The sequence below is a fragment of the Ottowia pentelensis genome (genome assembly GCF_964341695.1).
This window is the reverse complement of sequence record NZ_OZ224513.1, coordinates 1,811,072-1,835,886: the sequence shown is the minus strand read 5'-3', so window position 1 is coordinate 1,835,886 and position 24,815 is coordinate 1,811,072. Positions and strand designations below refer to the sequence as shown.

Here is a 24,815-nt window from a genome sequence, read left to right as displayed (position 1 = left end):
GATCGAAGGCAATGCTGCGCTTTCGCAGCCTGGCCAGCGGCAGCTCCGGCAACGCCACCCTCGTCGAGGCGCGCGCCGGCAGCGGCGCCCCCACCCGCGTGCTGGTCGATTGCGGGCTGGGCCTGCGCCAGCTCGCCGCGCGCCTGGCCGCCGCCGGGCTGGGGCCGGGCGACCTCGACGCCATCTTCATCACCCACGAGCACGGCGACCACGTGGGCTGCGCGCTCGCCCTGTCCGGCCGCCACCGCATCCCCCTCTGGACCAGCCCCGGCACCTGGGCCGCGATCGCGGACGAGCGCTTCGAGCCCATCGTGCACCTGACCGCCGACGGCCAACATGTCGCCATCGGCGCCCTGCAAGTCAGCCCATTCACCGTGCCACACGACGCGCGCGAGCCGCTGCAACTGCGCTGCAGCGACGGCGCGCGTCACCTGGGCATCCTGACTGACCTGGGCCACGTCACGCCGCACGCGCTGGCGCAGTTGGCGGGCTGCCACGCCCTGCAGATGGAGAGCAACCACGACCCGGCGCTGCTGGCGCACTCCCGCTATCCCGATTTTCTCAAGCGCCGCATCGCCGGCGAGCGGGGCCACCTGAGTAACGAGCAGGCCGCGCAGGCCCTGGCGCAACTCGCGCACGCCCAACTGCACTGCGTGGTGGCCGCGCACCTTAGCGAACGCAACAACCGGCCCGAGCACGCCCGCGCCGGCTTTGCCCAGGCCCTGGGCTGCGCGCCGCACGAGGTGCAGGTGGCCACGCGCGAGGGGCTGGAGTGGATGACGGTTTGATCCGACCATGAAAAATGCCACCGCATCGGGTGGCATTTTTCATAGTCGGGGCGCAGCGGCCGATGGGCCGCGCGCCTCACGCGTTCATCACTGCTTGGCAGCGCTGGCGGCCTCGGCAGCAGCGGTGGCGGCGGCCGAAGCCGCCGAGCCCACGGCGTCGGCGGCCTTGTCGGCGGCGTTGCTGACGGCGGCACCGGCCGCGGCGCCGGCTTCGGCGGCCTTGTCGGCAGCCTGGTTGGCGGCAGCGCCAGCGGCCGAGGCGGCCTCGGTCACGGCGGCGCCGGCAGCCGAAGCGGCGTTGGCGGCGGCGGTGGCCGCCTCATTGGCGGCAGCGGCGGCGGGCGCCTCGGCGGCCGGAGCGGGCGCCGGCGCGGCTTCTTCCTTCTTGCCGCAGGCAGACAGGGCAACGGCGGCCACCAGGGCGGCGAGAACGAGCGACTTGTTCATTTTGGCAATTCCTTGCTAGAGATCGATGACTGGGAATTTGAAAAGGCGCGGCCCGGTGATTGGCCGGGCGCATCGGCCGAAGAAAAGAGCCTCCCAAGCCTCTTTCCTGCACCCAAAATTATAGTGAAAACCCTAGACAATCATGGCCTTCCCCGATGCGTGGGCACGACAAATTGACAATGTTTCACAAACCTAACGTGGTTGCAGCAAATGCCGGGCTGCTGCGCTCCAGCCAGCCGTCCAGCAGCTCGCGCAGGCGCAGCAGCCGCGCCGCTTCGTCGCCGCACACGCCACTGGAACGCAGCACCTCGTGCCGCTGCAAGGCCCATGCGGGCGACCACAGCACGCTGGGCATGACCAGCGCGTCGGCCGTCGGAACACCCCGGCATTCGATCCGGTGCGCGCGCTGGCGCCGCCAGTGCACGAACAGCGGGTGGCGCCGCTCCAGCTCGTCGTAGCGGCGCGCCAACAGCGTCAGGCGCTGGCCGCCGCGCGCCCAAGCCTCCAGTGCGTCCACCACCGTGCGCTCGCCCAGGGGCCAGTCCTCGAAGCTGGCATCGCACAGGATCAGCTCGCGCCAGCCGGCGCGGCCGGCCGCGACCAGGCCCGCGCGCACCCGCATGCGAAAGCTCTCGCGGCCGATGAAGGGGCCGGCCGGCAGTGCGTCGTCGTCAGTCGTGTTCACTGGATTTGCCTCCGCGCTTGCGCGCTGCTGGATTCGCGCCTGGGAGCGGCCCGGCGCACTCGTGCAACCACCCCGCTTGCAACCACTCCGTAAGCAGCTCGCGCGCCGGCGCGCTCAGGCGCCGCCGCTGGGTCGCCGGCAGCACGCGCTCGTCGGCCAGGCGGCGCATCAACTCCGCATCGCGCCCGCTGGCGCGAAAGCCCTCGCCGTTGATGAACACGTGCTGCGCGCCGTACATCATGCGGGTGCGGCGATCCAGCCGCAAGCCGCGGGCGGGGTCGGCGCCGGCATCGGGCGCGACGTCGAACCACACGTCGGGCTTGGGCTCGGTCAGCCACTCGCTCAGCAGCATCGCCAGCGTGTCCTCGTCGCCGGCCAGCTGCCGCACCGCCGCGCGGGCGAAGTCGACCATGGCTTCGGGCACGGCGCCGGGCGTGCCGGTGGCGCCCTGACCCGGGTCGCGGTAGGGCGCGTCGCCCAGCGCGTCGCCCGCCTCGTCGGCCAGGCGCTGCAGCAGCTCGCGCGCCAGCTCGCCGCGGGCCGGCTGGCGAAAGCCGATCGAATACGTCATGCACTCGCCCAGCGCCACGCCGTCGTGCGCCCAGCCGGGGGGCAGATAAAGCATGTCGCCCGGCTCCAGCACCCATTCCTGCTCGGGCTCGAAATGCGCCAGGATCTTGAGCGGCAGCCCCTCGACCAGGCGTTGGTCCTTTTGCCGCCCGATGCGCCAGCGCCGCCGCCCCTGCGCCTGCAGCAGGAACACGTCGTAGCGGTCGGTGTGCGGCCCCACGCCGCCGCCGTCGCTGGCATAGCTGATCATCACGTCGTCCAGCCGCGCGTCGGGCACGAAGCGAAAGCGCTGCATCAGCGCATGCACCCCGTCGTGGTGCAGATCGACCCCCTGCACCAGCAGCGTCCATTCGCGCTGGCCCAGCGGCGGCAGCGCGCGGCGCGGCAGGGGCCCGCGCCGCAGCGTCCAGCGCCCGCCGCCGTGGCGCAGCAGGCGCGACTCCACGCCCTCGCGCGCCGCCAGCGCGAACAGCTCGGCGCGCGGCAGCAGGGGCGTGAAGCCAGGCATGGCCTGGCGCACCAGCAAGGGTTTTTTCTGCCAGTGGCGGCGCATGAACCGGGCGGGCGACAGGCCGCCCAGCAGCTCAAGGGATTGATCGACGTTCATGGGGGGCGAGCATACGGAAGTCGGCGCGGCGGGTTCTGCGATGCGACAATCCGGCGATGGAAATTTCCCCTCAATGCGTGGTCGCGCTCACCTGGGTGCTGAAGGACAGCCTGGGCGAGACGCTGGACGAACTGGCCGAACCGGTCGAATTTCTGGTCGGCGGCGACGACCTGCTGCCGGCCATCGAAACGGCCCTGCAAGGCCACGAGGCCGGCGCGCGGCTGAGCCTGAACCTGGAGCCCGAGAACGCCTTCGGCGACTACGACGAAACGCGCGTGCATTGGCTGGCGCGCGCCGCCCTGCCCGCGGGCATCGAAGAAGGCATGCTGCTGGAGGCCGCCTCGCTGCCCGAGGGTGCCGTGCCCGATGCGCCGCGCGATGCGCTGCTCACCATCACCGAGATCTACCCCGACCACGTGGTGATCGACGGCAACCACCCCCTGGCCGGCATCGCCCTGCGCCTGCACCTGAAGGTGGAGCGGGTGCGCGAAGCGACGGTGGACGAAGTGGGCCGTGGCAGCGTCGGCACCGGATTCTTCCGGCTGCAGGCCAGCGCCCCGGCCAGCCCGCGCCTGCACTGATCAAAAATTCAAAAAAAACGGCGCCCGAAGGCGCCGGAGTACTTGGAGAAACCGTTCTTCAATCAGCGATACAGCTGGTTGCCATCCGCCCGCACGCGATCGCCCACCTGCACGCTGGGCGCGTCGGCATAGTCGAAGGTGCGCGTGCCGCCGTTGTCCATTTGCACCGTGACGCGATACACGCCCTGCCCGCCGCGGCTGGTGTTCTGCTCGACAGCACGGCCGACCAGGGCGCCGCCGACGGCACCGATGATGGTCGCGGCCGTCTTGCCGCTGCCCCCGCCGACCTGGTGGCCGGCCAGCCCGCCGACCGCGCCGCCGATGACGGTGCCGGCCACGCCTGAGGAGCCACTGCCCTGCACGTAGCGCACATCGGCCACGCGGCCGAACTGCGAGTAGCCGGCGCTGGCGGGCTGGCCCGCGGGGTACGCGCCCTGCCCGGGCTGGTAGTAGCCCGGCGCCGCGCATCCGGCCAGAGCGACCGCGGCCACCGCGGCGCCCGCGAACGAAACCCAGCGTTGTCGAAAAATCATGTCAATGCTCCTGTTTTTGTTGCACCTGCCGCGCAGCCATCATGGGCGCGGCGCCTGATTCATTAACGCACGAAAAGCGTGTGGCGGCGACCAAGGCCGCATGAAGAAGTCGGCGCAATCGCTTCGAAACGTAATCGATGCCCGGCCTCAGGCTCGGCCGGTGGAGCCATAGCCGCCCTGCCCGCGCGCGGACGGCTCGAAGCCATCGACCCAGTTGAATTGCGCCTGCACCACCGGCACCACGACCAGTTGCGCGATGCGCTCCATGGGCTCGATGCGAAAGGCCGTGGCACCACGGTTCCAGCAGCTCACCATCAGCTCGCCCTGGTAGTCGCTGTCGATCAAGCCCACCAGGTTGCCCAGCACAATGCCGTGTTTGTGGCCCAGGCCCGAGCGCGGCAGGATCACGGCCGCATAGCCCGGATCGGCCAGGTGCATGGCCAGGCCGGTGGGCAGCAGCTCGCACGCGCCGGGCGCCAGCAGCAGAGGCTCCTGCAAGCAGGCGCGCAAATCCAGGCCGGCGCTGCCCGGCGTGGCATAGGCCGGCGGCTGGGCGCGCAGGCGCTCGTCCAGCATGCGGACGTCGACCCTCATGCCGACCACCCCGACACGCGCCGCGCGATCTCGGCCACCAGTTGCTGGGCCAGCATGCGCTTGCTGGCGCGCGGCAACTCGATGGCCGCCTCGTCGTCGACCAGCAGCAGCGCGTTGTCGTCCTGGCCGAAGGTGGCCGGGCCGATGTTGCCCACCAGCAGCGGCACGCCCTTGCGCGCGCGCTTGGCCTGCGCGTTGGCCAGCAGGTCCTGGCTCTCGGCGGCAAAGCCGACGCAAAACAGCTCGCCAGCCTGCGCGCGCGCGCCGTGCGCCACCTCGGCCAGGATGTCGGGGTTCTCGACAAACGTCATCTGTGGTACCACGCCCGAGCCGTCCTTCTTGATCTTGTGCTCGGCCGCCGTGGCCGGCCGCCAGTCGGCGACGGCCGCTGTAGCTATGAAAATATGAGCGTTCTGCGCAGACTCCATCACCGCGTCATGCATGTTCTGTGCTGAAACCACGTCCACGCGCTGCACCCCGCGCGGCGTCGGCAAGGCCACCGGGCCGGCCACCAGGGTGACCTGCGCGCCGGCCTCGCGTGCGGCCCGCGCGATGGCAAAGCCCATCTTGCCGCTGGAGCGGTTGGTGATGCCGCGCACCGGGTCGATGGCCTCGAAGGTCGGCCCGGCGGTGATCAGCACGTGCTGGCCGACCAGCACCTTGGGCGCAAGTTCGGCAATCAGTTCTTCCATCAACTCGGTCGCTTCCAGCATGCGGCCGTCACCGAATTCGCCGCAGGCCTGATCGCCGCGCGCCACGCCCAGCACCTGGGCGCCGTCCAGCGCGATCTGGCGCAGGTTGCGTTGAGTGGCCGGGTGCGCCCACATCTCGCGGTTCATCGACGGCGCCAGCAGCAGCGGCACGCGCTCGGCCGGGCGCGCCAGGCACAGCAGCGCCAGCAGCTCGCCGGCCCGGCCCTGCGCCAGCTGGGCGATGAAGTCGGCGCTGGCCGGCGCCACGACGATGGCGTCGGCCGCGCGGCTGAGGTTGATGTGGGCCATGTTGTTATCGGGCCGCGCATCCCACTGGGACACATACACGGGCTGGCCCGACAGCGCCTGCATGGCCACCGGCGTGATGAACTGGCCCGCGGCCTCGGTCATCACCACCTGCACCGTGGCGCCGGCCTTGACCAGCAGGCGGCACAGCTCGGCCGCCTTGAAGCAGGCCGCGCCGCCCGTCAGGCCCAGCACGATGCGCCGGCCGGCCAGCTCGCCGGCATAAGGGTTTGCGTTCATGGCGCGCAATGTAGCAAACCGGGCGTAGGGCCGCGCGCACGGTGGGGGCGCTTCTATAATCGGAATTTCCCACCGAGCGCAGGCAACGCGCCTTCGCAATCGACATGACCAAATTCGTCTTCGTCACCGGCGGTGTGGTGTCTTCCCTGGGCAAGGGAATCGCCTCGGCCTCGCTGGCCGCGATCCTCGAGTCGCGCGGCCTGAACGTCACCCTCATCAAGCTCGACCCCTACATCAACGTCGATCCGGGCACCATGAGCCCGTTTCAGCACGGCGAGGTCTTCGTCACCGACGACGGCGCCGAGACCGACCTGGACCTGGGCCACTACGAGCGCTTCGTGACCGCGCGCATGAAGAAGGCCAACAACTTCACCACCGGCCAGATCTACAAGAGCGTGCTCGAGAAAGAGCGCCGCGGCGACTACCTGGGCAAGACGGTGCAGGTCATCCCGCACGTCACCAACGAGATCCAGGACTTCATCCGGCGCGGCGCCCGCGTCGGCACGCCCGAAGAGGTCCAGGTCGCCATCGTCGAGATCGGCGGCACGGTGGGCGACATCGAGTCGCTGCCCTTCCTGGAGGCGGTGCGCCAACTCAGCCTCAAGCTCGGCGCCAACCACAGCGCCTTCGTGCACCTGACCTACCTGCCCTGGATCGCCGCCGCGGGCGAACTCAAGACCAAGCCCACGCAGCACACGGTGCAAAAGCTGCGCGAGATCGGCATCCAGCCCGACGCCCTGCTGTGCCGCGCCGACCGCAGCATTCCGCAGGACGAGCGCGAGAAGATCAGCCTGTTCACCAACGTGCCCGAATGGGGCGTGATCAGCATGTGGGACGTGGACACCATCTACAAGGTGCCGCGCATGCTGCACGAGCAGGGTCTGGACGGCCTGATCTGCGACAAGCTGCGCCTGAACACCCCGCCCGCCAACCTGGCGCGCTGGGACGCGCTGGTGCACGAGGTGGAGCACCCGCAGCGCGAGGTCACGATCGCCATGGTGGGCAAGTACGTCGACCTGTCGGACAGCTACAAATCGGTCAACGAGGCGCTGCGCCACGCCGGCATGCAGAACCACGCCCGGGTGCGCATCGAGCACATCGACTCCGAAACCATCACCCCGGCCAGCGCGGCCCAGCTGGCCAAGTACGACGCCATCCTGGTGCCCGGCGGCTTCGGTGCGCGCGGCATCGAGGGCAAGATCGCCACCGCCCGCTATGCGCGCGAGCACAAGCTGCCCTACCTGGGCATCTGCCTAGGCATGCAGGTGGCCACCATCGAATACGCCCGCGACGTCGCCGGCCTGGAAGGCGCCAACAGCACCGAGTTCGACCCGCAGTGCAAGTACCCGGTGATCGCCCTCATCACCGAATGGAAGGACGCCGACGGCAGCATCAAGACGCGCAGCGAAAGCTCCGACCTGGGCGGCACCATGCGCCTGGGCGCCCAGTCGTCCGACGTGCTGCCCGGCACGCTGGCGCACAGCATCTACGGCGACGTGGTGACCGAGCGCCACCGCCACCGCTACGAGGCCAACGTGCAATACCTCGACCAGCTGCGCAATGCCGGCCTGGTGATCTCGGCCATGACCCAGCGCGAGCACCTGACCGAGATCATCGAGCTGCCGCAAAGCGTGCACCCCTGGTTCATCGGCGTGCAGTTCCACCCCGAGTTCAAGAGCACGCCCTGGGACGGTCACCCGCTGTTCAACGCCTTCGTCAAGGCCGCGCTGGCACATCAGGACCAGCGCGCGCCCGCCGCCAAGGCCCCGGCCGACAAGGCCAAATCCGACAAGGCAACGGCATGAAACTCTGCGGCTTCGAGGTCGGGCTGGACCAACCCTTCTTTCTGATTGCCGGCCCCTGCGTCATCGAGTCCGAGCAGCTTCAGATGGACGTGGCCGGGCAGCTGAAGGACATCACCGCCAGCCTCGGTGTGCCCTTCATCTTCAAGAGCAGCTTCGACAAGGCCAACCGCTCCAGCGGCACCAGCTTTCGCGGCCCGGGCCGCGACAAGGGCCTGGACATCCTGGCCAAGGTGCGGCGCGACATCGGCGTGCCGGTGCTGACCGACGTGCACAGCGAGGACGACATCGTCGCCGCTGCCCAGGTCTGCGACGTGCTGCAAACCCCCGCTTTTTTGTGCCGCCAGACCGACTTCATCCGCGCCGTGGCGCAGTCGGGCAAGCCGGTCAACATCAAGAAGGGGCAGTTCCTGGCGCCGCACGACATGAAGAACGTGATCGACAAGGCGCGCGCGGCGGCCAGCGAAAAAGGCCTGCCCACCGACCACTTCATGGCCTGCGAGCGCGGCGCCAGCTTTGGCTACAACAACCTGGTGAGCGACATGCGCAGCCTGGCCATCATGCGCGAGACCGGCGCGCCGGTGGTGTTCGACGCCACCCACTCGGTGCAGCTGCCCGGCGGCCAGGGCACCAGCAGCGGTGGCCAGCGCGAGTTCGTGCCGGTGCTGGCCCGCGCCGCCGTGGCCGTGGGCGTGGCCGGCCTGTTCATGGAAACCCACCCCGACCCCGCGCATGCCCTGTCGGACGGCCCCAACGCCGTGCCGCTGGGCCGCATGAAGGCGCTGCTGGAAACCCTGCTCGCGCTCGATCGCGTGACCAAGCAGCAGCCGTTTCTTGAAAACGATTTCACCTGCTGAAGGAAGCCCCATGTCCGCCGCCTACCTGATCGTCGAGATGCGCATCAACGACCACGAGCAGTACAAGGCTTACATGGCCGCGGCAGCCCCGGCGGTCAAGGCCGCCGGCGGCGAGTATCTGGCGCGCGGCAGCCGGCACGAATCGCTGGAAGGCGACTGGCAGCCGCACCGCGTGGTGGTCCTGCGTTTTCCAAGCTACGAGGCGGCCAAATCCTTCTATGACGGCGATGTGTACGGCGACATTCGCAAGCTGCGCGCCGGCACCACCGAGTACTTCAACATGGTGCTGGTCGACGGCATGTGAAAAGCCGCCCAAATACTATATATTTCATAGTTGATGACGCTTGTGTAACAAGCGCTGCAGCCATTTTTCATCAAAATCCCTTGATCCCGAGGATTGCAACCCATGAGTGCCATCATTGACATCGTCGGCCGCGAAGTGCTGGACAGCCGCGGCAACCCCACCGTCGAGTGCGACGTGCTGCTCGAATCCGGCATCATGGGCCGCGCCGCCGTGCCCAGCGGCGCTTCCACCGGCTCGCGCGAGGCCATCGAGCTGCGTGACGGCGACGCCAAGCGCTACGGCGGCAAGGGCGTGCTCAAGGCCGTGGAGCACATCAACACCGAAATCTCCGAAGCCGTGCTGGGCCTGGACGCTTCCGAGCAGGCCTTTCTGGACAAGACCCTGCTGGAGCTGGACGGCACCGAGAACAAGAGCCGCCTGGGCGCCAACGCCATGCTGGCCGTGTCCATGGCCGTGGCCCGCGCGGCGGCCGAAGAATCGGGCCTGCCGCTGTACCGCTATTTCGGCGGCATGAACGGCATGCAGCTGCCGGTGCCGATGATGAACGTCATCAACGGCGGCGCGCACGCCAACAACAGCCTGGACCTGCAGGAGTTCATGATCATCCCGGTGGGCGCGCCCAGCTTTCGCGAGGCCCTGCGCTGGGGCGCCGAGGTGTTCCACGCGCTCAAGAAGATCATCAACGACAAGGGCATGAGCACGGCCGTGGGCGACGAAGGCGGCTTTGCGCCCAGCGTCGAGAACCACGAGGCGGCCATCCAGCTGATCCTGCAGGCCGTCGAGGCCGCCGGCTACAGCGCCGGCGAGCAGATCGCCGTCGGCCTGGACTGCGCCGCCAGCGAGTTCTTCAAGGACGGCCAGTACGTGCTGGAAGGCGAAGGCGGCCTGAAGCTCGGCGCCCAGCAATGGACCGACATGCTGGCCACCTGGGTGGACAAATACCCCATCATCAGCATCGAGGACGGCATGGCCGAGGGCGACTGGGACGGCTGGAAGACCTTGACCGAGCGCCTGGGCGACAGGGTGCAGCTGGTGGGCGACGACCTGTTCGTCACCAACACCAAGATCCTGAAGGAAGGCATCGACAAGCACATCGCCAACTCGATCCTCATCAAGATCAACCAGATCGGCACCCTGACCGAAACCTTCGCCGCCATCGAGATGGCCAAGCGCGCCGGCTACACGGCCGTCATCAGCCACCGCTCGGGCGAGACCGAGGACAGCACCATCGCCGACATTGCGGTGGGCACCAACGCCGGCCAGATCAAGACCGGCTCGCTCAGCCGCTCCGACCGCATCGCCAAGTACAACCAGTTGCTGCGCATCGAGGAAGACTTGGGCGACATGGCCCAGTACCCCGGCCGCGCGGCCTTCTACAACCTGCGCTGAGCCTCAAGCCCTCCGCGCGTCACACCCCACGCTGACATGGCGCAACGCATCGTTCCGGTCGTGCTGGTCGCGCTGCTGGGGGTGGTGCACGGGCAGCTGTGGTTCGGCCGCGGCAGCCTGCCCGAGGTGACGGGGCTGCAGCGCACGCTGGCCGAGCAGCAGGCCGCCAACGCCAAGGCCAAAGTGCTCAACGACCAGCTCGCGTCCGAGGTCGCCGACCTCAAGGAAGGCCTGGGCACGGTCGAGGAAAAGGCGCGCACCGAGCTGGGCATGGTGCGGCCCAACGAAATCTTCGTGCAGGTCAACCCCGCACCGTCACCCAAAAAGCCTCAGTAGTCGGGCTGCCAGTCCACCCGCAGCTGCCGCGCCGGCAGGTCGACCTCGTCCACGTAGGCGTCGACGAAGGGAATCAGGCGTTCGATCGGGCGCTCGCCCTGCGCTTCGCGCACCACCAGCACCTGCTGCGGGCCGGTGGACATCAGGTCGACCACCTCGCCCAGCGCCACGCCTTCGCGGTTGTGCACCTGCAGGCCGATCAGGTCGACCCAGTAGTACTCGCCCTCGGGCAAGGGCGGAAAGGCCGAGCGCGCGATGAAGATGCGCGCGCCCTTGAGGCCTTCGGCCGCGCTGCGATCGCCCACCCCTTGCGCGCTGGCCACCACGCCATCGCCGTGGCCGCGCGCCTGGCGGATCGACAGTTGCATGGGTTCGACCACCGTGCCCCGGGCGCCGCGCTCGGGTGGCAGCAAGAACCATTGCCGGCACGAAAAAAGCGCCTCGGGCGAGGCGCTGTAGGGCTGGACCTTGAACCAGCCTTGAACCCCCCAGGCATCGAGGATGCGGCCCACTTCGACCGCATCGGCCGGCAACGTGGCCGGCGCAAGCCCGGGGGTCATGCGGCGGTCAGGCGGCCGCGGGGGTGGCCTGGGCGGCCTGCTTGATCAGGCGCTCGACGGTGGGCGACGGTTGCGCGCCCACGCCACGCCAGTAGCTCAGACGGTCCTGCGCAATGCGCAGGCCTTCTTCGCCGCCGACGGCGGTCGGGTTGTAGAAACCGATGCGCTCGATGAAGCGGCCGTCGCGGCGCACGCGCTTGTCGGCGACGACGATGTTGAAGAACGGGCGGGCCTTGGCGCCGCCGCGAGAAAGACGAATCACGACCATGGTGGTTTGAATCCTGTGGGTGGTTGACCTGCCGACCTTGCCTGCCCGACGGGCCGGCGCCTGTCTGCAGGCTTTCCTCGATGCTGAGACACGCGACATGGCCACCCGGCCAGCGACACATCGAAGAGCCTATGATTATAGCTTTTTCGCCACCACCCAACGGACTTCGCAGTTCCGTCCGCTTCATGAAGAACAAAACCCTCGCCACCTGGCTGGCCTTTGTCGGTGGCCCGCTGGGCCTGCACCGCTTTTACCTCAAGGGCCTGGGCGACTGGCTGGGCTGGCTGCTGCCCATTCCGACGGCGCTGGGCCTGTACGGCATCGAGCGCGTGCAGCAGTACGGCCTGGACGACCGCTGGAGCTGGCTCTTGATCCCGTGCCTGGGCTTCACCTTTGCCGCCTGCTCGCTCACGGCCATCGTCTACGGCCTGATGGCGCCCGAAAAATGGAACGCCCGCCACAACCCGCGGGCCGAGCCCGCCGCCACGGCCGGCCGCACCAACTGGCTGACGGTGCTGGGCGTGACCACGTCCCTGCTGGTGGGCACCGGCGTGCTGATGGCCTCGATCGCCTTCAGCCTGCAGCACTTCTACGAGTACCAGATCGACGAAGCGCGCAAGATGTCGCAGCAGCAGTAGCCGGCGACGCCGGCCGGCGCGTGGGTCAGAACAGCAGGCCGCTGAGCCAGTAGGCCACGGCGGCCACGAAGGCGCTGGCAGGAATGGTCAGGATCCAGGCCCAGATGATGTTGCCCGCCACGCCCCAGCGCACCGCCGAGGCGCGCTCGGTCGAGCCCACGCCGACGATGGCGCCGGTGATGGTGTGCGTGGTCGACACCGGAATGCCCAGCGCCGTGGCCAGGAACAGGGTCAGCGCCCCACCCGTCTCGGCGCAAAAGCCGCCCACGGGCTTGAGCTTGGTGATCTTCTGGCCCATGGTCTTGACGATGCGCCAGCCGCCGAACATGGTGCCCAGGCCGATGGCGAGGTAGCAGCCGGCGATGGTCCAGATCGGCGGCTCGGACGCGGTGGCGCTGCTGTAGCCGGTGGCGATCAGCAGCATCCAGATGATGCCGATGGTTTTTTGTGCGTCGTTGCCGCCGTGACCCAGGCTGTAGGCGCCGGCCGACAGCAGCTGCAGGCGCCGAAACCAGCGGTCCACCCGCTTGGGCCGCGTGCGCCGAAAGATCCAGGCCACCAGCACCATCATCAGCGAGCCCAGCAAAAAGCCCAGCAGCGGCGAGACGAAGATGAAGGCCACGATCTTGAGGATGCCGCCCACCACCAGCGCGCCCGAGCCCGACTTGGCCAGCACCGCGCCGACGATGCCGCCGATCAGCGCGTGCGAGGAGCTGCTGGGAATGCCGTAGTACCAGGTCACCAGGTTCCAGACGATGGCGCCGATCAGCGCGCCGAACACCACGTGCACGTCGACCACGCCCGGATGGACGATGCCCTTGCCCACCGTGGCGGCCACGCTCAAGTGGAACACGAAGATGGCGACGATGTTGAAGAAGCCGGCAAACACCACTGCCTGCGTCGGCCGCAGCACGCCGGTGGAGACCACGGTGGCAATCGAGTTGGCCGCGTCGTGAAAGCCGTTCATGAAGTCGAACACCAGCGCCAGCGCCACCAGCAGCACGACCACCCACAGGGTGACTTGAGCAACTTCCATGAATCAACCAGGAAAGAAACGAGGCGAGTCAGCCGCCGCCGGGCCGCCCCAAGGCGGCTGGAGCCCCCTTGGGGCTGAGGGCTGCGGCTCCAGTCCTGCCAGTGCAGGAATGGACAGCACGAAGAGGAGCCGACTCTGGCGGCTCCGCGGCCTGCAAGGCCAGCGCACTACGCGCAGCGAGGGAGCGTGGGGGCTCATGAGTTTTCGAGGACGATGCCTTCGATCTGGTTGGCCACGTCCTCGCAGCGGTCGGTCACGGTCTCCAGCAGCTCGTAGATGGCACGCAGCTTGATCAGCTCGCGCACGTCGGGCTCGTGGCGAAACAGCTGGCTCATGGCGCTGCGCATCACGCGGTTGGCGTCGGATTCGAGCTCGTCGATCTCGGCGCACACCTTCAGCGCCTGCTCGGCCACGGCCTGGTCGCCGATGCGGCCCAGCAGCTTGACGGCGGCCTGCACGCGCTCGCAGCACTTGACCGACAAGTCGGTCAGCCGAACCATCTCGCTGGTCATGTGGTGCACGTCGTACAGCGCCATGGTCTCGGCCGAGTCCTGCAGCAGGTCGGCCACGTCGTCCATGATGTTGATCAGCGCGTGGATCTGCTCGCGGTCGATCGGCGTGATGAAGGTGGTGTGGATCAGCCGGCTGACCTCGTGCGTCACCTTGTCGGCGGCGCGCTCGGCGCGATCGACCTCGTGGTTGTACTTGTCGCGCAGCAGCGGGTCGGCGTAGTTGGCGACCAGCTTTTCAAAGGCCTGCGCCGCCTGGACGATGCAATCGGCGTGCTGATTGAAGAGCTCAAAAAAATTGCCCTCCTTGGGCAAGAGCTTGCTGAACAACATGGTCGGCTTCTTTCTCGGCGGATGACGCGTGCGCGCCCGAGGCTGTCGTGTCGGTGCTGGTTTCGAAGTTTAACGCCCGCATGCGGCCTCAATGGCCGCGAAACACGAAATAGACTGCGCCCACCAAACACAGCGCGGCCCACAGATAGTCCAGCTTGGGCGGCTGGTCCAGGTACAGCCAGGCAAACGGCACGAACACGGTGAGCGTGATCACCTCCTGCATGATCTTGAGCTGCGCCACGCTGAACTGCTGATAACCGATGCGGTTGGCTGGCACCTGCAGCAGGTATTCGAACAGCGCGATGCCCCAGCTCAGCAGCGCGGCCACGTACCAGGGCGCGCTGCTCAGGCTCTTCAGGTGGCCGTACCAGGCCATGGTCATGAAGGCGTTGCTGGCGATCAGCAGCAGCACGGTCTGCGCCGCGATGGGAAGCGAGGTGAACCAGCTCATGCCTGCTGCTCCAGAGGCGGCTCCAGCGGCTCGCACGCCTGATCGGCCACGGCCTGCAGCAGCGCGGCCGAGACAAGCTTCGGTGCCAGCTCGGCCAGCGGCCGCAGCACGAAGGCGCGCTGGTGCCAGCGCGGATGTGGCACGGTGAGCCGAGCGCTGTCGATGCGGGCCGTGCCAAACAAAAGCAGGTCCAGATCGAGCGTGCGCGGGGCGTTGCGGTAGGGGCGCTGGCGCCCGGCCGCCGCCTCGATGGCCTGCAGGGCCTGCAGCAGCGCGGGCGCGGTCAGGGTGGTGTCCAGCCGCACCACGGCGTTGATGAAGTCGGGCCCCGTGGCATCGAGCGGCGCGCTGCGATACAGGCGCGAGGCGGTGCAGGCGCGCGTGCCGGGCGAGCGCGCCAAGGCCTGGATGGCCTGCCGCACGCTGGCCACCGCGTCACCCAGGTTGGCGCCCAGCCCGATGAAGGCGGCGACCGGTGCGCGCTCCATGGGCTTACTGCTCGGACTCTGGCGATGCGGAACCGGCCGCGTTGCCGCCGGGCTTGCGCCGGCGACGGCGGCGGCGCGGTGCGGCGGGTGCCGTGTCGGTCGCCTCGGAATGAGTGTCGGATACTATCGATTCAGGAGCTGTCTGCGCTTGATCGGCGGGCGCTGCAGCCGCTTTTTTCACTTGATGCGTGCGCGGCGCCTTCTTGGCCTTCTGTTGCTCCGCGCGCAGCTGCTGCACCAGGTCTTCGCGGGCCGAATCGTCGGCCTGGCTGAAGGCCTGCCACCAGTCGACCAGGGGCTCGTCCACCTCGCCCACGTCGGCGCGCAGGCGCAGGAAATCGAAGCCGGCGCGAAAGCGCGGCTGCTCGGCCAGGCTGAAGGGCGAGCTGCCGCCGCGCTTTTCAAAGCGCGGTTGCATCATCCAGATTTCGCGCATGTCGCCGCCCAGCTTGCCGCGGCCGGACACGTCGCCGATGCGGGCATCGAACACCTCGTCGATGGCCGCCTGCAGGGCCGGAAACGGGTGCTCCTTGCGTGCCAGGCGCTGCTGCCAGCCGGCCTGCACGTCCTGCCACAGCACGCAGGCCAGCAGAAAGGACGGCGCCACCGGCTTGCCCTCGCCCACGCGGCGGTCGGTGTCCAGCAGCGCGGCCTTGACGAAGGGCTGCTCGGCGCGCTCGACCACCACGTCCAGCAGCGGGTAGATGCCGCGCGCCAGGCCCAGCTTCTTGAGCTGCTCGACGCTGGCGACGGCGTGGCCGGTCTGCAGCAGCTTGAGCATCTCGTCAAACAGGCGGCTTTGCGGCACCTCGGCCAGCAGCGCGATGCCGTCTTGCAGCGGCTTGGCGGTCTTGGGATCGAGCGTGAAGCCCAGCCGCGAGAGCTTGGCGCCGAAGCGCACCGCGCGGATGATGCGCACCGGATCTTCGCGGTAGCGCGTGGCCGGGTCGCCGATCATGCGGATGCGCTTTTTCTGCGCGTCCTGCATGCCGCCGTGGTAGTCCACCAGCACGCGCGTCTCGGGGTCGTAGTACATGGCGTTGACGGTGAAGTCGCGCCGCGCGGCGTCGTCCTCCTGCGTGCCCCACACGTTGTCGCGCAGCACGCGCCCGCTGGCGTCCACCGCGTGCTTCATGCCGGCCAGCTGGCTCTTGGCCGTGCGCTCGTTGCCGCTCACGTGCTCGGAATGCGCGTTGTCGACGTTGGCGCGGAAGGTCGAGACCTCGATCACCTCGTGCTCGCGCCCGCGCCCGAACACCACGTGCACGATGCGAAAGCGCCGCCCGATGATGAAGGCGCGCCGAAACAGCTGCTTGACCTGCTCGGGCGTGGCGTTGGTGGCAACGTCGAAGTCCTTGGGCTTGAGCCCCAGCAGCAAGTCGCGCACCGCGCCGCCAACGATGTAGGCCTGATAGCCCGCCTCTTTCAGCGTGCGCACCACCGTGACGGCGCGCTCGTCCACCAGCGCCGGGTTGATGCCGTGCGCCTGCGGGCCCAGCTCCACCCGCTTGCCGCCGCGCTTGCGGCCGTGGCCGCCGGTGGCCTTGTCGATCAGCTTGTCGAAAAAGTTCTTGATCATGCGGTTTCTTCTTTGTGTTCTGGCGTGAAAAGGTCGAGGACGCGCCAGCCGCGCGCCGCGGCCAGCGCGCGCAGGCGCGCATCGGGGTTGGTGGCCACCGGGTGGGCGGCGCGTTCGAGCAGCGGCAGGTCGTTCATCGAGTCGGAATAAAAGCTGATCTCGGCGTCGCCCCAGTCCAGCCCACGCGCGCGCAGCCAATCGTGCACCCGCGTCACCTTGCCTTCGCGAAACGAGGGCGTGCCGCGGATTTCGCCGGTGATCCAGCCGTCCGCGCCCTGCTCCAGCTCCACCGCGATCAGCTCATCCACCCCCAGGCGCTGCGCGATCGGGCGCGTGACGAAGGCGTTGGTGGCGGTGACCACCACCACCGCGTCGTCCGCCCGCTGGTGGGCCTGCACCAGCGCCAGCGCCTGCGGGGTGATGGCCGGCTCGATCACCTCGCGCAGAAAGCGCGCCTGCGCCTGCTGCGCGGCCTGCGGGCCGTGCGCGCGCACCGCCGCGGTGGCAAAGCGCACGTAGTCGTGGATGTCCAGCGTGCCGGCCTGGTAAGCGGCATAGAAGGCGTCGTTGCGCTGCCTGAACTGCTGCGCGTCGGTCCAGCCCAAGGCGGTGGTGAACTCGCCCCAGGCGTGGTCCGAGTCCAGCGGCAGCAGGGTGTAGTCCAGGTCGAACAGCGTGAGTTTATAAGTCAAAAAGGCCTCCAGCGCCCGTTGATCAAGCGCGAGCAGCTACTCATTTTGCAGCATCGAGCGAATCAGCGGGATGGTGATGGGGCGCTGCGTCTGCAGCGCGTAGCGGTCCAGTTGGTCCAGCAGCTGCATCAGGCTGCCCAGGTCACGCGAAAAGCGCGCCAGCACGTAGTCGATCACGTCGTCGCCCAGCGCCAGCCCGCGCGCCGCCGCCGCCTGGCGCAGCGCGGCGCGGCCCTGCTCGTCGGGCAGCGGGTGCAGCTCGAACACGTGGCCCCAGCCCAGGCGCGTGCGCAAGTCCTCGCGCAGCGGCAGGTCGGCCGGCGGCAGGCGACCGGCGGCCAGCACGGCGCGCGGGCGGCCGTCGGCGGGCGTGGCGGCGTTGATGAACCAGTTGAACGCGGTCTGCTGCAGCTCGGGGCCGTAGCGCTGCACCTCGTCCAGCAGCACCACGTCCCAGCGCGCGTCGAACGCGGTGTGGGGCGCGGCCTGCGCGTCCAGCCAGCCGCTGGCCGCCCCCTGCCCGGCCAGCGCCTGGCGCGCCGCGCGCAGCAGATGCGTCTTGCCGGCGCCCTCGGGGCCCCACAGGTAGATCGGCAGCGGCGAGCGCGCCGGGCCTTCGCACCACAGCCGCAGGTGCGCCAGCGCCTCGGCATTGCCGGCCGGCACGAACGCGGCCAGCGTGGGCTCGGGTGCCAGCGCGATGTCCAGGGCCATCTGCTTCATCGAGCGCAAACCGGACAGGAAATGAATGGGAGGCAGCGGGGCATGACGCCGTGATCGGGTTGGCGGCGCGGCCTGGGGGCCGGCGGGCCAACGCCTAGAATCGAGCCTTTGATTTTAAGCATCGCGCCGCCGGCGCCCTGCCCATGAGCCCCACCGCTGCCAACCCTCCCCTCAGCTACAAGGATGCCGGTGTCGACATCGACGCCGGCGACGCGCTGGTCGAGCGCATCAAGCCGCTGGCCAAAAAGACCTTGCGCGAGGGCGTGCTGGGCGGCATCGGCGGCTTCGGCGCGCTGTTCGAAGTGCCCAAGCGCTACCGCGAGCCGGTGCTGGTGAGCGGCACCGACGGCGTGGGCACCAAGCTGAAGCTGGCCTTCGAGTGGGGCATGCACGACACCGTGGGCATCGACCTGGTGGCCATGAGCGTCAACGACGTGCTGGTGCAAGGCGCCGAGCCGCTGTTCTTTCTCGACTACTTCGCCTGCGGCAAGCTCGACGTGGACACCGCCGCGGCGGTGGTCGGCGGCATCGCCCAGGGCTGCGAGCTGTCGGGCTGCGCGCTGATCGGCGGCGAGACGGCCGAGATGCCCGGCATGTACCCGGCCGGCGAATACGACCTGGCCGGCTTTGCCGTGGGCGTGGTCGAGAAGTCGAAGATCCTGACCGGGCGCGAGGTGGCCGCGGGCGACGTGGTGCTGGGTTTGGCTTCGAGCGGCGTGCACAGCAACGGCTTTTCGCTGGTGCGCAAGTGCATCGAGCGCGCCGGCGCCCAGCTGCCCGCCACGCTGGACGGCCAGCCCTTTCGCCAGGCGGTGATGGCACCCACGCGGCTGTACGTCAAGAGCGTGCTGGCGGCGCTGGCGGCCCATCCGGTCAAAGCCCTGGCCCACATCACCGGCGGCGGCCTGCTGGAGAACATTCCGCGCGTGCTGCCCGATGCGCTGGCGGCGCACCTGGTCAAGGGCAGCTGGCCGCAAAGCGAGCTGTTCGCCTGGCTGCAGCGCACGGCCGGCATCGACGAGCACGAGATGAACCGTACCTTCAACAACGGCATCGGCATGGTGCTGGTGCTGGCACCCGAGCAGGCCGCCGCCTGCGCGCAGACGCTGCGCGCGGCGGGCGAGCAGGTGTTCGAGATCGGCCGCATCGCCCCGCGCGGCAGCGGGCCCGCCGTGACGGTGGCCTGACCCGGCCCGCAGCACGGCAGCAACCCGGCTCGATGAGCGCCCTGCCCGACGCCCGTCTGCGCGCCGCCACGGTGGCCAGCCACCTGGTCATGGTGGCGGCCCTGTTGATCGTCATGTGGCAGGGCCTGCTGCCCGGCCTGCTGTGCGTGTGCGTGGGGTTTTTCAGCACGCGCTGGTTCAGCCCGCGCCTGGCGCCGCTGCTGCACACCCAGGCCCGGCGCGCGCCCGCGCTGGCCGCCGCCCTGGTGGCCCTGCTGCCGATCGTCCTGCTGGCCATCGCGCTGCCGCGCACGCGCGGCCTGCTGCTGGACGCGCCGGCGCAGTACCGCGAGCTGCTAAGCTTTCTGGCGCGCACCGTGCTGGACTTGCGCAACCGCCTGCCGCACGACGTGGCGGCCCAGCTGCCCGAGGGCTCGGTCGAGATCCAGCACGCCATCGCCAGCTACTTGGTCAGCAAGGCCGGCACCCTGGCCACGACCGGGCGTGCCTGGCTGTCGGGCCTGCTGTTTTCCTACGTCGGCCTGCTGATCGGCGCGCTGGCGGCCGTGCGCCCCAGCGCCGCCGGCCTCAAGCCGCTGGCGGCGCAGCTGCACCAGCGCGTGCTGCGCTTTGGCGAAAGCTTTCGCCAGATCATCGTGGCGCAGTTCTGGATCTCGCTGTTCAACACCAGCCTGACGGCCATCTTCCTGCTGGTCATCCTGCCGCTGGCCGACAGCCGCCTGCCCTACACCACCGCGCTGATCGCGCTGACCTTCGTCGCCGGGCTGATCCCCATCGTCGGCAACCTGATCTGCAACACGGTGATCACCCTGGTCGGCGTCTCGGTGTCGCCCAGCGTGGCGCTGGCCTGCCTGGCCTTTCTGATCCTGATCCACAAGGCCGAGTACTTCATCAACGCCAAGGTCATCGGCCACCGCACCCACATGGGCGTGTGGGAGCTGCTGACCGTGATGTTCGTGATGGAGGCGGTCTTCGGCCCCGCCGGCCTGGTGGCGGCGCCGCTGTTCTATGCCTACGCCAAGCAGGAGCTGCAGGCCGGCGGCTGGGTGTAAACGCTCCCCCCAGGCTCCACACGCTTCGCGTTGTTGCTCCTCCCCCTCAAGGGGCATCGCCTGTGGGCGGGCGGAGCCCTTCCACGGCGATCGCTGGTATGGCCTGCTCCGCGGCCGTTCGGCTCTTTGACTGATCAGCAGCGCGGGTGGTACGCGGCTCCGTGGACTAACCCGCTGCCCGCGCCCGCAGCGCACGGATGCCTTCCGAAAAGCGCTGCAGCATGGGCGTGCTGTCGCCCGGCGGCACCATCAGCTCGATCAGCTGAAAGCGCCCGCGCTCGGCCAGGGCGGCGTCCAGCGCGGACTTGAACTGGCGCCGCGTGTGCACGCGGTGGCCGCGCCCGCCCAGGGCGTCGGCGCAGTCGGCCAGGCGCCAGTCGCCCAGCGCGGCGCAGCGCGACTCGGTCTGGAAGGCGCGGATCATCTCCCAGGTCTGGTTGTTGAGCACGATGACGATCGGGTCCAGCCCCAAACGCGGGCAGTTGCCCAGCTCCCAGCCGGTCATTTGGAAGGCGCCGTCACCCACCAGGATCAGGCAGCGCTGGCCGGTGGCCACCTGCGCGCCGATGCCGGCCGGCACGCCGAAACCCATGGTGGCGTAGTAGCCCGGCGCCACCAGCGGCGTGGGCAGCAACTCCAGCGCGGCAAATAGGCAGTCGCCGATGTCGGACACCACGTTGATCGGGCCATGCACCGCGATGCAGTCGTTGAGCGCGCGGCTCAGGTCGCCCGCGCGCAGCGGCGTGTCGTCGGCCACCAGCCCGCGCGGATGGTCGGGGCTGGGCGCTGGCGCATGGGCCTTGCGCATGGGCACGGCCGGGGCGCGCTCCAGCAGGGCCTCGACCAGGGCGGCCAGCGGAATGTCGGGATACAGATGGTGGCCCACGCGCGCCTCGCGGTGCGCGGCAATCAGGGCGCGGCGAAAGTCCAGCTGCTTCGCGCTGACGCCGAAGTTGTTGTCCGACAGGATGGCGCCCAGCATCACCGGCAGGTCGGACTCGTCCAGCAGCGCCGTGGTGGCCGCATCGCCCGCCACGCCCAGATAGGTGCCGTGCAGCTGAACGCCCTCGCCCGTGCCGGCGTCGGTCAGCAGGCCGCGGCCCATGAAGGTGGTGAGCACCGGCAGCTGCAGGCGGCGCGCCAGCTCGGCCACGCGCGCCTCGATGCCGAAGCGGCGGATCTCCACGTCCAGCACCAGCACCGGGCGCTGGGCGCCCTGGATGCGCGCCATCCACTCGTCGGCGCACTCGGCCACCGCCTCGGCGCTGAAGGCGCTCTCGGGCAGCACCGGCACCTCGGCCATGGGCGCCAGTGTCATGTCGCGCGGCACCTCGATCAGCACCGGCTGCGAATACTCGCGGCAGCTGCGCAGCACGCGGGCCAGCTCGGCCGGCGCGGTCTGCGGATCCGACAGACGCACGCGGTCGCAGGTGATCTCGCCAAAGATGCGCCACTGCGAATCGACGTGCCGCACCTGGTGATGCAGCAACAGGCCCGAGTGCGCCTCCACCTCGCCCGGGCAGCCAGCCAGCACCACCAGCGGCACGCGCTCGGCATAGGCGCTGGCCACGGCGTTGACGGTGTTGAGCGCACCCGCGCCATAGGTGACGGCCACCACGCCGATGCCGCCGTGCATGCGCGCGGCCGCGTCCGCCGCAAAACCCAGACCGGGCTCGTGGCTGAGCGTGATGAGGGGCAGGATGGCGCTTTCCTCGATCTGCTTGAACAGCGGCAGGATGAAGTCGCCGGGAATGCCGAAGATTTCGCGCGCGCCGTGGCTCTTGAGCGCGCGCAGCAGGGACAGGCCGAGGGTCATGGGAGAGCTCCGTCAAGGTAGTGAAGCTCATGATGAAAGGCTGAGGGACATAAGCCCATGACGCGCATCAAGATCGACGTTCATTGCCATGAATACGCTGATTTCATGCATATCGTCCGCATTTATCGACCGATTTATGTGATTCAAAAATCATCCGACCGAAGGCCCGGCAGCCTCACCGGGCATCGCTACCCTCACCGGCGCACCCGCGCGCGCACCGGCACAATCGAGCGCCATGGCCGCCCTGACCCGCAAGCAGTTGATCGCTCTTTTGTTCGTCACCGTGGTCTGGGGCGCCAATTGGCCGGTGATGAAATTCGGCGTGCAGGGCTTTCCGCCGCTGGCGTTTCGCGCGCTGCAGATGGTGCTGGCGCTGCCGGTGCTGTGGGCCTGGCTGCGCATCAAGCGCCTGCCGCTGGCCGTCCCGCGCGCGGCCTGGGGCGCCGTGGCGTGGCTGGGCCTGTTCAACCTGGCGCTGTGGAACGCGCCCATGATCATCGCCATTCCCATGCTGTCCAGCGGGCGTGCGGCCATCCTGGGCTACACCATGCCCATCTTCACGGCCCTGCTGGGCGCCTGGCTGTGGCGCGACCGCCTGGGCCCACGCGGCTGGCTGGGCGTGGCGGCGGCGGCGCTGGGCGTGTTGCTGCTGCTGTGGAACGAGCTGGGCGCCATGGGCGGGCGCCCAGTGGGCGTGGCGCTGATGCTGCTGGCGGCCCTGTCCTGGGCCTATGGCACGCAGCTGCTGCGCCGCTCCACGCTCACGCTGTCCACGCCCACGCTGGCGTTCTGGATGATGGCGGCGGCGGCGGCGCTGATGGTGTTGCTCAGCGTGCTGCTGGAGCGCGCGCAATGGCACGTCCCCGGCACCAACACGCTGTGGGCCACCGCCTACAACGCGCTGCTGGTGCTGAGCGTGGCGCAGATCGCCTGGTTCTCGCTGGCGCGCACGCTGCCACCAGTGGCTTCCACGCTCAGCGTGATGATGATTCCGGTGCTGGGCGTGTTCATCGGCGCGCTGTGGCTGGGCGAGCCCATTCACTGGCAGGACTGGAGCGCCATGGCGCTGATGTGCGTGGCCATCGCCTCGGTGCTGTGGCCGAGCCGCCGGCCGGCAAGCATCGACTGAGCGCTGCGCCGGGCAGCAAAAAGCCGCGGCGTGCCGCGGCTTTTTGTCTCCTCGCCGGCCGAGGATGTCGGCCGGCCTTCGCCCGAGATCAGTGGAACTGCTCTTCCTCGGTCGAGCCGGTCAGCGCCTTGACCGAGGACGAGCCGCCCTGGATCACGGTGGTCACGTCGTCGAAGTAGCCCGCACCCACTTCCTGCTGGTGCGACACGAAGGTGTAGCCCTGCTCGCGCGCGGCGAACTCGGGCTCCTGCACCATCTCGACGTAGTGCTTCATGCCTTCGCCGCGCGCATAGGCGTGGGCGAACTTGAAGGTGTTGTACCAGTTGCTGTGGATGCCGGCCAGGGTGATGAACTGGAACTTGTAGCCCAGCGCGGACAGGTCTTCCTGGAAGGAGGCGATCTGCTTGTCGCTCAGGTTCTTCTTCCAGTTGAAGGACGGCGAGCAGTTGTAGGACAGCAGCTTGCCGGGGTTCTTGGCCAGCACGGCCTGGGCGAACTCGCGGGCGAAGCCGATGTCGGGCACGCCGGTCTCGCACCACACCAGGTCGGCATAGGGCGCATAGGCCACGCCGCGGCTGATGGCCTGCTCCAGGCCGTTCTTCACGCGGTAGAAGCCTTCTTGCGTGCGCTCGCCCGTCACGAAGGGCTTGTCGTTGGCGTCGACGTCGCTGGTCAGCAGGTTGGCGGCCTCGGCGTCGGTGCGCGCCAGCACGATGGTGGGCACGCCCATCACGTCGGCGGCGAAGCGCGCGGCGATCAGCTTCTCCACCGCTTCCTGCGTGGGCACCAGCACCTTGCCGCCCATGTGGCCGCACTTCTTGACGGCGGCCAGCTGGTCCTCGAAGTGCACGCCGGAGGCGCCGGCAGCAATCATGTTCTTCATCAGCTCGAAGGCGTTGAGCACGCCACCGAAGCCGGCCTCGGCGTCGGCCACGACGGGCAGGAAGTAGTCGATGAATGCCTTGTCGCCCGGGTTGATGCCGCGGCCCCACTGGATTTCATCGGCGCGCTTGAAGGTGTTGTTGATGCGACGCACCATGGTCGGCACCGAGTCGTAGGCGTACAGCGACTGGTCGGGATACATGGTCTCGCTGGTGTTGCCGTCGGCGGCCACCTGCCAGCCCGACAGGTACACGGCCTCCAGGCCGGCCTTGGCCTGCTGCATGGCCTGGCCGGCGGTGATGGCGCCGAAGGCGTTGACGTAGCCCTTCTTGGATTCGCCGTTGATCAGGCCCCACAGCTTCTCGGCGCCGCGCTTGGCCAGCGTGTACTCGATCGGCAGGCTGCCGCGCAGGCGCACCACGTCGGCGGCGCTGTAGCCGCGCTTGACGGTCTTCCAGCGCGGGTTGTTCGCCCAATCCTTCTCCAGGGCGGCGATCTGTTGCTCGCGGCTGAGTTGCTCGTTGGTGTTCGGCATGAAATGCTCCAGTCGTGGGGTTGCTGAGGGTTTGGGCGCCAGCCCCGGCGGCCCGCAGGCCGCGCCTTGGATGCTGGCGTTGGGGTGAATCATACTCTTGTATAAGACAGAGAACGATTCTTATGTCTTATACAAGACAAAATTTATCTCGTTTGAAATCAATATGTTGTATGACGCGTTTCTTTATTTGAAATTCAATATCTCAT

General features: G+C 68.8%; 28 protein-coding genes. 11 read left to right on the top strand and 17 right to left on the bottom strand.

Annotated elements, in window-relative coordinates; genetic code table 11:
* Positions 1-11: 11 nt before the first annotated feature.
* A complete protein-coding gene (locus tag ACWHMB_RS08945; protein WP_377479684.1) occupies positions 12-788 on the top strand; it encodes an MBL fold metallo-hydrolase in 777 nt (258 codons plus the stop codon).
* Positions 789-875: 87 nt separating this feature from the next.
* Here ACWHMB_RS08945 and ACWHMB_RS08940 read toward each other — a convergent pair whose 3' ends face one another.
* The 3 genes from ACWHMB_RS08940 to ACWHMB_RS08930 form a co-directional block, all read right to left on the bottom strand.
* Positions 876-1,235: a hypothetical protein gene (locus ACWHMB_RS08940; RefSeq protein ID WP_377479687.1), complete on the bottom strand. Its 360-nt coding sequence runs from the start codon at positions 1,233-1,235 to the stop codon at positions 876-878.
* Positions 1,236-1,419: 184 nt separating this feature from the next.
* Positions 1,420-1,920, bottom strand: coding sequence for a hypothetical protein (locus tag ACWHMB_RS08935; RefSeq protein ID WP_377479690.1), 501 nt, complete (start codon positions 1,918-1,920; stop codon positions 1,420-1,422).
* Positions 1,907-3,097, bottom strand: a complete 1,191-nt coding sequence (locus ACWHMB_RS08930; protein ID WP_377479693.1) for a JmjC domain-containing protein — start codon at positions 3,095-3,097, stop codon at positions 1,907-1,909. Before ACWHMB_RS08930 ends, ACWHMB_RS08935 begins: the two co-directional genes overlap by 14 nt.
* Positions 3,098-3,153: 56 nt before the next feature.
* Here ACWHMB_RS08930 and ACWHMB_RS08925 point away from each other — a divergent pair, with 56 nt between their 5' ends.
* Positions 3,154-3,678 (top strand): FKBP-type peptidyl-prolyl cis-trans isomerase, encoded by a 525-nt coding sequence (locus ACWHMB_RS08925; RefSeq protein ID WP_377479696.1) that lies wholly within the window; start codon positions 3,154-3,156, stop codon positions 3,676-3,678.
* Positions 3,679-3,740: 62 nt separating this feature from the next.
* Here the strand turns inward: ACWHMB_RS08925 and ACWHMB_RS08920 are convergent, their stop codons facing one another.
* From ACWHMB_RS08920 to coaBC, 3 genes are all read right to left on the bottom strand, one after another.
* Entirely contained in the window at positions 3,741-4,211 is a 471-nt protein-coding gene (locus ACWHMB_RS08920; protein WP_377479699.1) for an outer membrane lipoprotein, read from the bottom strand.
* Positions 4,212-4,358: 147 nt separating this feature from the next.
* Complete coding sequence (dut, locus tag ACWHMB_RS08915) at positions 4,359-4,805, bottom strand: dUTP diphosphatase (protein WP_293225747.1); 447 nt, start codon at positions 4,803-4,805, stop codon at positions 4,359-4,361.
* Positions 4,802-6,043 (bottom strand): bifunctional phosphopantothenoylcysteine decarboxylase/phosphopantothenate--cysteine ligase CoaBC, encoded by a 1,242-nt coding sequence (gene coaBC, locus ACWHMB_RS08910; protein ID WP_377479702.1) that lies wholly within the window; start codon positions 6,041-6,043, stop codon positions 4,802-4,804. The genes dut and coaBC overlap by 4 nt, the downstream gene beginning before the upstream one ends.
* A gap of 104 nt (positions 6,044-6,147) precedes the next feature.
* Here coaBC and ACWHMB_RS08905 point away from each other — a divergent pair, with 104 nt between their 5' ends.
* From ACWHMB_RS08905 to ACWHMB_RS08885, 5 genes are all read left to right on the top strand, one after another.
* Positions 6,148-7,848 (top strand): CTP synthase, encoded by a 1,701-nt coding sequence (locus tag ACWHMB_RS08905; protein WP_377479704.1) that lies wholly within the window; start codon positions 6,148-6,150, stop codon positions 7,846-7,848.
* The gene (gene kdsA / locus ACWHMB_RS08900) at positions 7,845-8,702 is read left to right on the top strand and encodes a 3-deoxy-8-phosphooctulonate synthase (protein ID WP_377479707.1); all 858 of its coding nucleotides are present in this window, start codon (positions 7,845-7,847) and stop codon (positions 8,700-8,702) included. Before ACWHMB_RS08905 ends, kdsA begins: the two co-directional genes overlap by 4 nt.
* A gap of 10 nt (positions 8,703-8,712) precedes the next feature.
* Positions 8,713-9,006: a DUF1330 domain-containing protein gene (locus ACWHMB_RS08895; RefSeq protein WP_377479710.1), complete on the top strand. Its 294-nt coding sequence runs from the start codon at positions 8,713-8,715 to the stop codon at positions 9,004-9,006.
* Positions 9,007-9,108: 102 nt separating this feature from the next.
* The gene (eno, locus tag ACWHMB_RS08890; protein WP_377479713.1) at positions 9,109-10,395 is read left to right on the top strand and encodes a phosphopyruvate hydratase; all 1,287 of its coding nucleotides are present in this window, start codon (positions 9,109-9,111) and stop codon (positions 10,393-10,395) included.
* Between the two features lie 36 nt (positions 10,396-10,431).
* A complete protein-coding gene (locus ACWHMB_RS08885; RefSeq protein WP_377479716.1) occupies positions 10,432-10,731 on the top strand; it encodes a septum formation initiator family protein in 300 nt (99 codons plus the stop codon).
* Here ACWHMB_RS08885 and rimM read toward each other — a convergent pair.
* Together rimM and rpsP are read right to left on the bottom strand one after the other, a co-directional pair.
* Positions 10,725-11,291, bottom strand: coding sequence for a ribosome maturation factor RimM (gene rimM, locus ACWHMB_RS08880; protein ID WP_377479719.1), 567 nt, complete (start codon positions 11,289-11,291; stop codon positions 10,725-10,727). The two genes, ACWHMB_RS08885 and rimM, sit on opposite strands and share 7 nt — an antisense overlap.
* Positions 11,292-11,298: 7 nt before the next feature.
* Positions 11,299-11,559: a 30S ribosomal protein S16 gene (gene rpsP / locus ACWHMB_RS08875; protein ID WP_293220727.1), complete on the bottom strand. Its 261-nt coding sequence runs from the start codon at positions 11,557-11,559 to the stop codon at positions 11,299-11,301.
* A 185-nt stretch (positions 11,560-11,744) separates the two neighbouring features.
* On the opposite strand from rpsP, the gene ACWHMB_RS08870 reads away from it, so the two are divergent.
* Positions 11,745-12,197 carry a hypothetical protein gene (locus tag ACWHMB_RS08870; protein ID WP_293220730.1) on the top strand — a complete coding sequence of 151 codons (453 nt, stop codon included), beginning with the start codon at positions 11,745-11,747 and terminating at the stop codon, positions 12,195-12,197.
* Positions 12,198-12,222: 25 nt separating this feature from the next.
* Here ACWHMB_RS08870 and ACWHMB_RS08865 read toward each other — a convergent pair whose 3' ends face one another.
* The 7 genes from ACWHMB_RS08865 to hda all read right to left on the bottom strand — a co-directional run bounded on the left by ACWHMB_RS08865 (position 12,223) and on the right by hda (position 18,008).
* Positions 12,223-13,233 (bottom strand): inorganic phosphate transporter, encoded by a 1,011-nt coding sequence (locus ACWHMB_RS08865; protein ID WP_293220733.1) that lies wholly within the window; start codon positions 13,231-13,233, stop codon positions 12,223-12,225.
* Positions 13,234-13,427: 194 nt separating this feature from the next.
* Positions 13,428-14,075, bottom strand: coding sequence for a DUF47 domain-containing protein (locus ACWHMB_RS08860; RefSeq protein ID WP_447648509.1), 648 nt, complete (start codon positions 14,073-14,075; stop codon positions 13,428-13,430).
* 88 nt (positions 14,076-14,163) lie between these two features.
* Entirely contained in the window at positions 14,164-14,526 is a 363-nt protein-coding gene (locus tag ACWHMB_RS08855) for a DMT family protein (RefSeq protein ID WP_377479724.1), read from the bottom strand.
* On the bottom strand, positions 14,523-15,014 hold the full coding sequence (folK, locus tag ACWHMB_RS08850; protein ID WP_377479727.1) for a 2-amino-4-hydroxy-6-hydroxymethyldihydropteridine diphosphokinase: 492 nt from the start codon (positions 15,012-15,014) through the stop codon (positions 14,523-14,525). The genes ACWHMB_RS08855 and folK overlap by 4 nt, the downstream gene beginning before the upstream one ends.
* Before the next feature lie 4 nt (positions 15,015-15,018).
* Positions 15,019-16,593, bottom strand: a complete 1,575-nt coding sequence (gene pcnB, locus ACWHMB_RS08845; protein ID WP_377479729.1) for a polynucleotide adenylyltransferase PcnB — start codon at positions 16,591-16,593, stop codon at positions 15,019-15,021.
* A complete protein-coding gene (locus ACWHMB_RS08840; RefSeq protein WP_377479732.1) occupies positions 16,590-17,285 on the bottom strand; it encodes a histidinol-phosphatase in 696 nt (231 codons plus the stop codon). The genes pcnB and ACWHMB_RS08840 overlap by 4 nt, the downstream gene beginning before the upstream one ends.
* 36 nt (positions 17,286-17,321) lie before the next feature.
* The gene (hda, locus tag ACWHMB_RS08835; RefSeq protein WP_377479735.1) at positions 17,322-18,008 is read right to left on the bottom strand and encodes a DnaA regulatory inactivator Hda; all 687 of its coding nucleotides are present in this window, start codon (positions 18,006-18,008) and stop codon (positions 17,322-17,324) included.
* A gap of 143 nt (positions 18,009-18,151) precedes the next feature.
* Here hda and purM point away from each other — a divergent pair, with 143 nt between their 5' ends.
* Positions 18,152-19,195 (top strand): phosphoribosylformylglycinamidine cyclo-ligase, encoded by a 1,044-nt coding sequence (purM, locus tag ACWHMB_RS08830; protein ID WP_377479738.1) that lies wholly within the window; start codon positions 18,152-18,154, stop codon positions 19,193-19,195.
* A 32-nt stretch (positions 19,196-19,227) separates the two neighbouring features.
* Entirely contained in the window at positions 19,228-20,247 is a 1,020-nt protein-coding gene (locus tag ACWHMB_RS08825) for an AI-2E family transporter (RefSeq protein WP_293225158.1), read from the top strand.
* Between the two features lie 166 nt (positions 20,248-20,413).
* Here ACWHMB_RS08825 and ipdC read toward each other — a convergent pair whose 3' ends face one another.
* On the bottom strand, positions 20,414-22,063 hold the full coding sequence (gene ipdC / locus ACWHMB_RS08820) for an indolepyruvate/phenylpyruvate decarboxylase (RefSeq protein WP_377479741.1): 1,650 nt from the start codon (positions 22,061-22,063) through the stop codon (positions 20,414-20,416).
* 235 nt (positions 22,064-22,298) lie between these two features.
* Between ipdC and ACWHMB_RS08815 the strand changes: the two genes are divergently transcribed.
* Entirely contained in the window at positions 22,299-23,192 is an 894-nt protein-coding gene (locus ACWHMB_RS08815; RefSeq protein ID WP_377479744.1) for a DMT family transporter, read from the top strand.
* Positions 23,193-23,280: 88 nt separating this feature from the next.
* On the opposite strand, the gene aceA is transcribed toward ACWHMB_RS08815, so the two are convergent.
* The gene (gene aceA / locus ACWHMB_RS08810) at positions 23,281-24,609 is read right to left on the bottom strand and encodes an isocitrate lyase (protein WP_293225164.1); all 1,329 of its coding nucleotides are present in this window, start codon (positions 24,607-24,609) and stop codon (positions 23,281-23,283) included.
* Positions 24,610-24,815 lie beyond the last annotated feature (206 nt).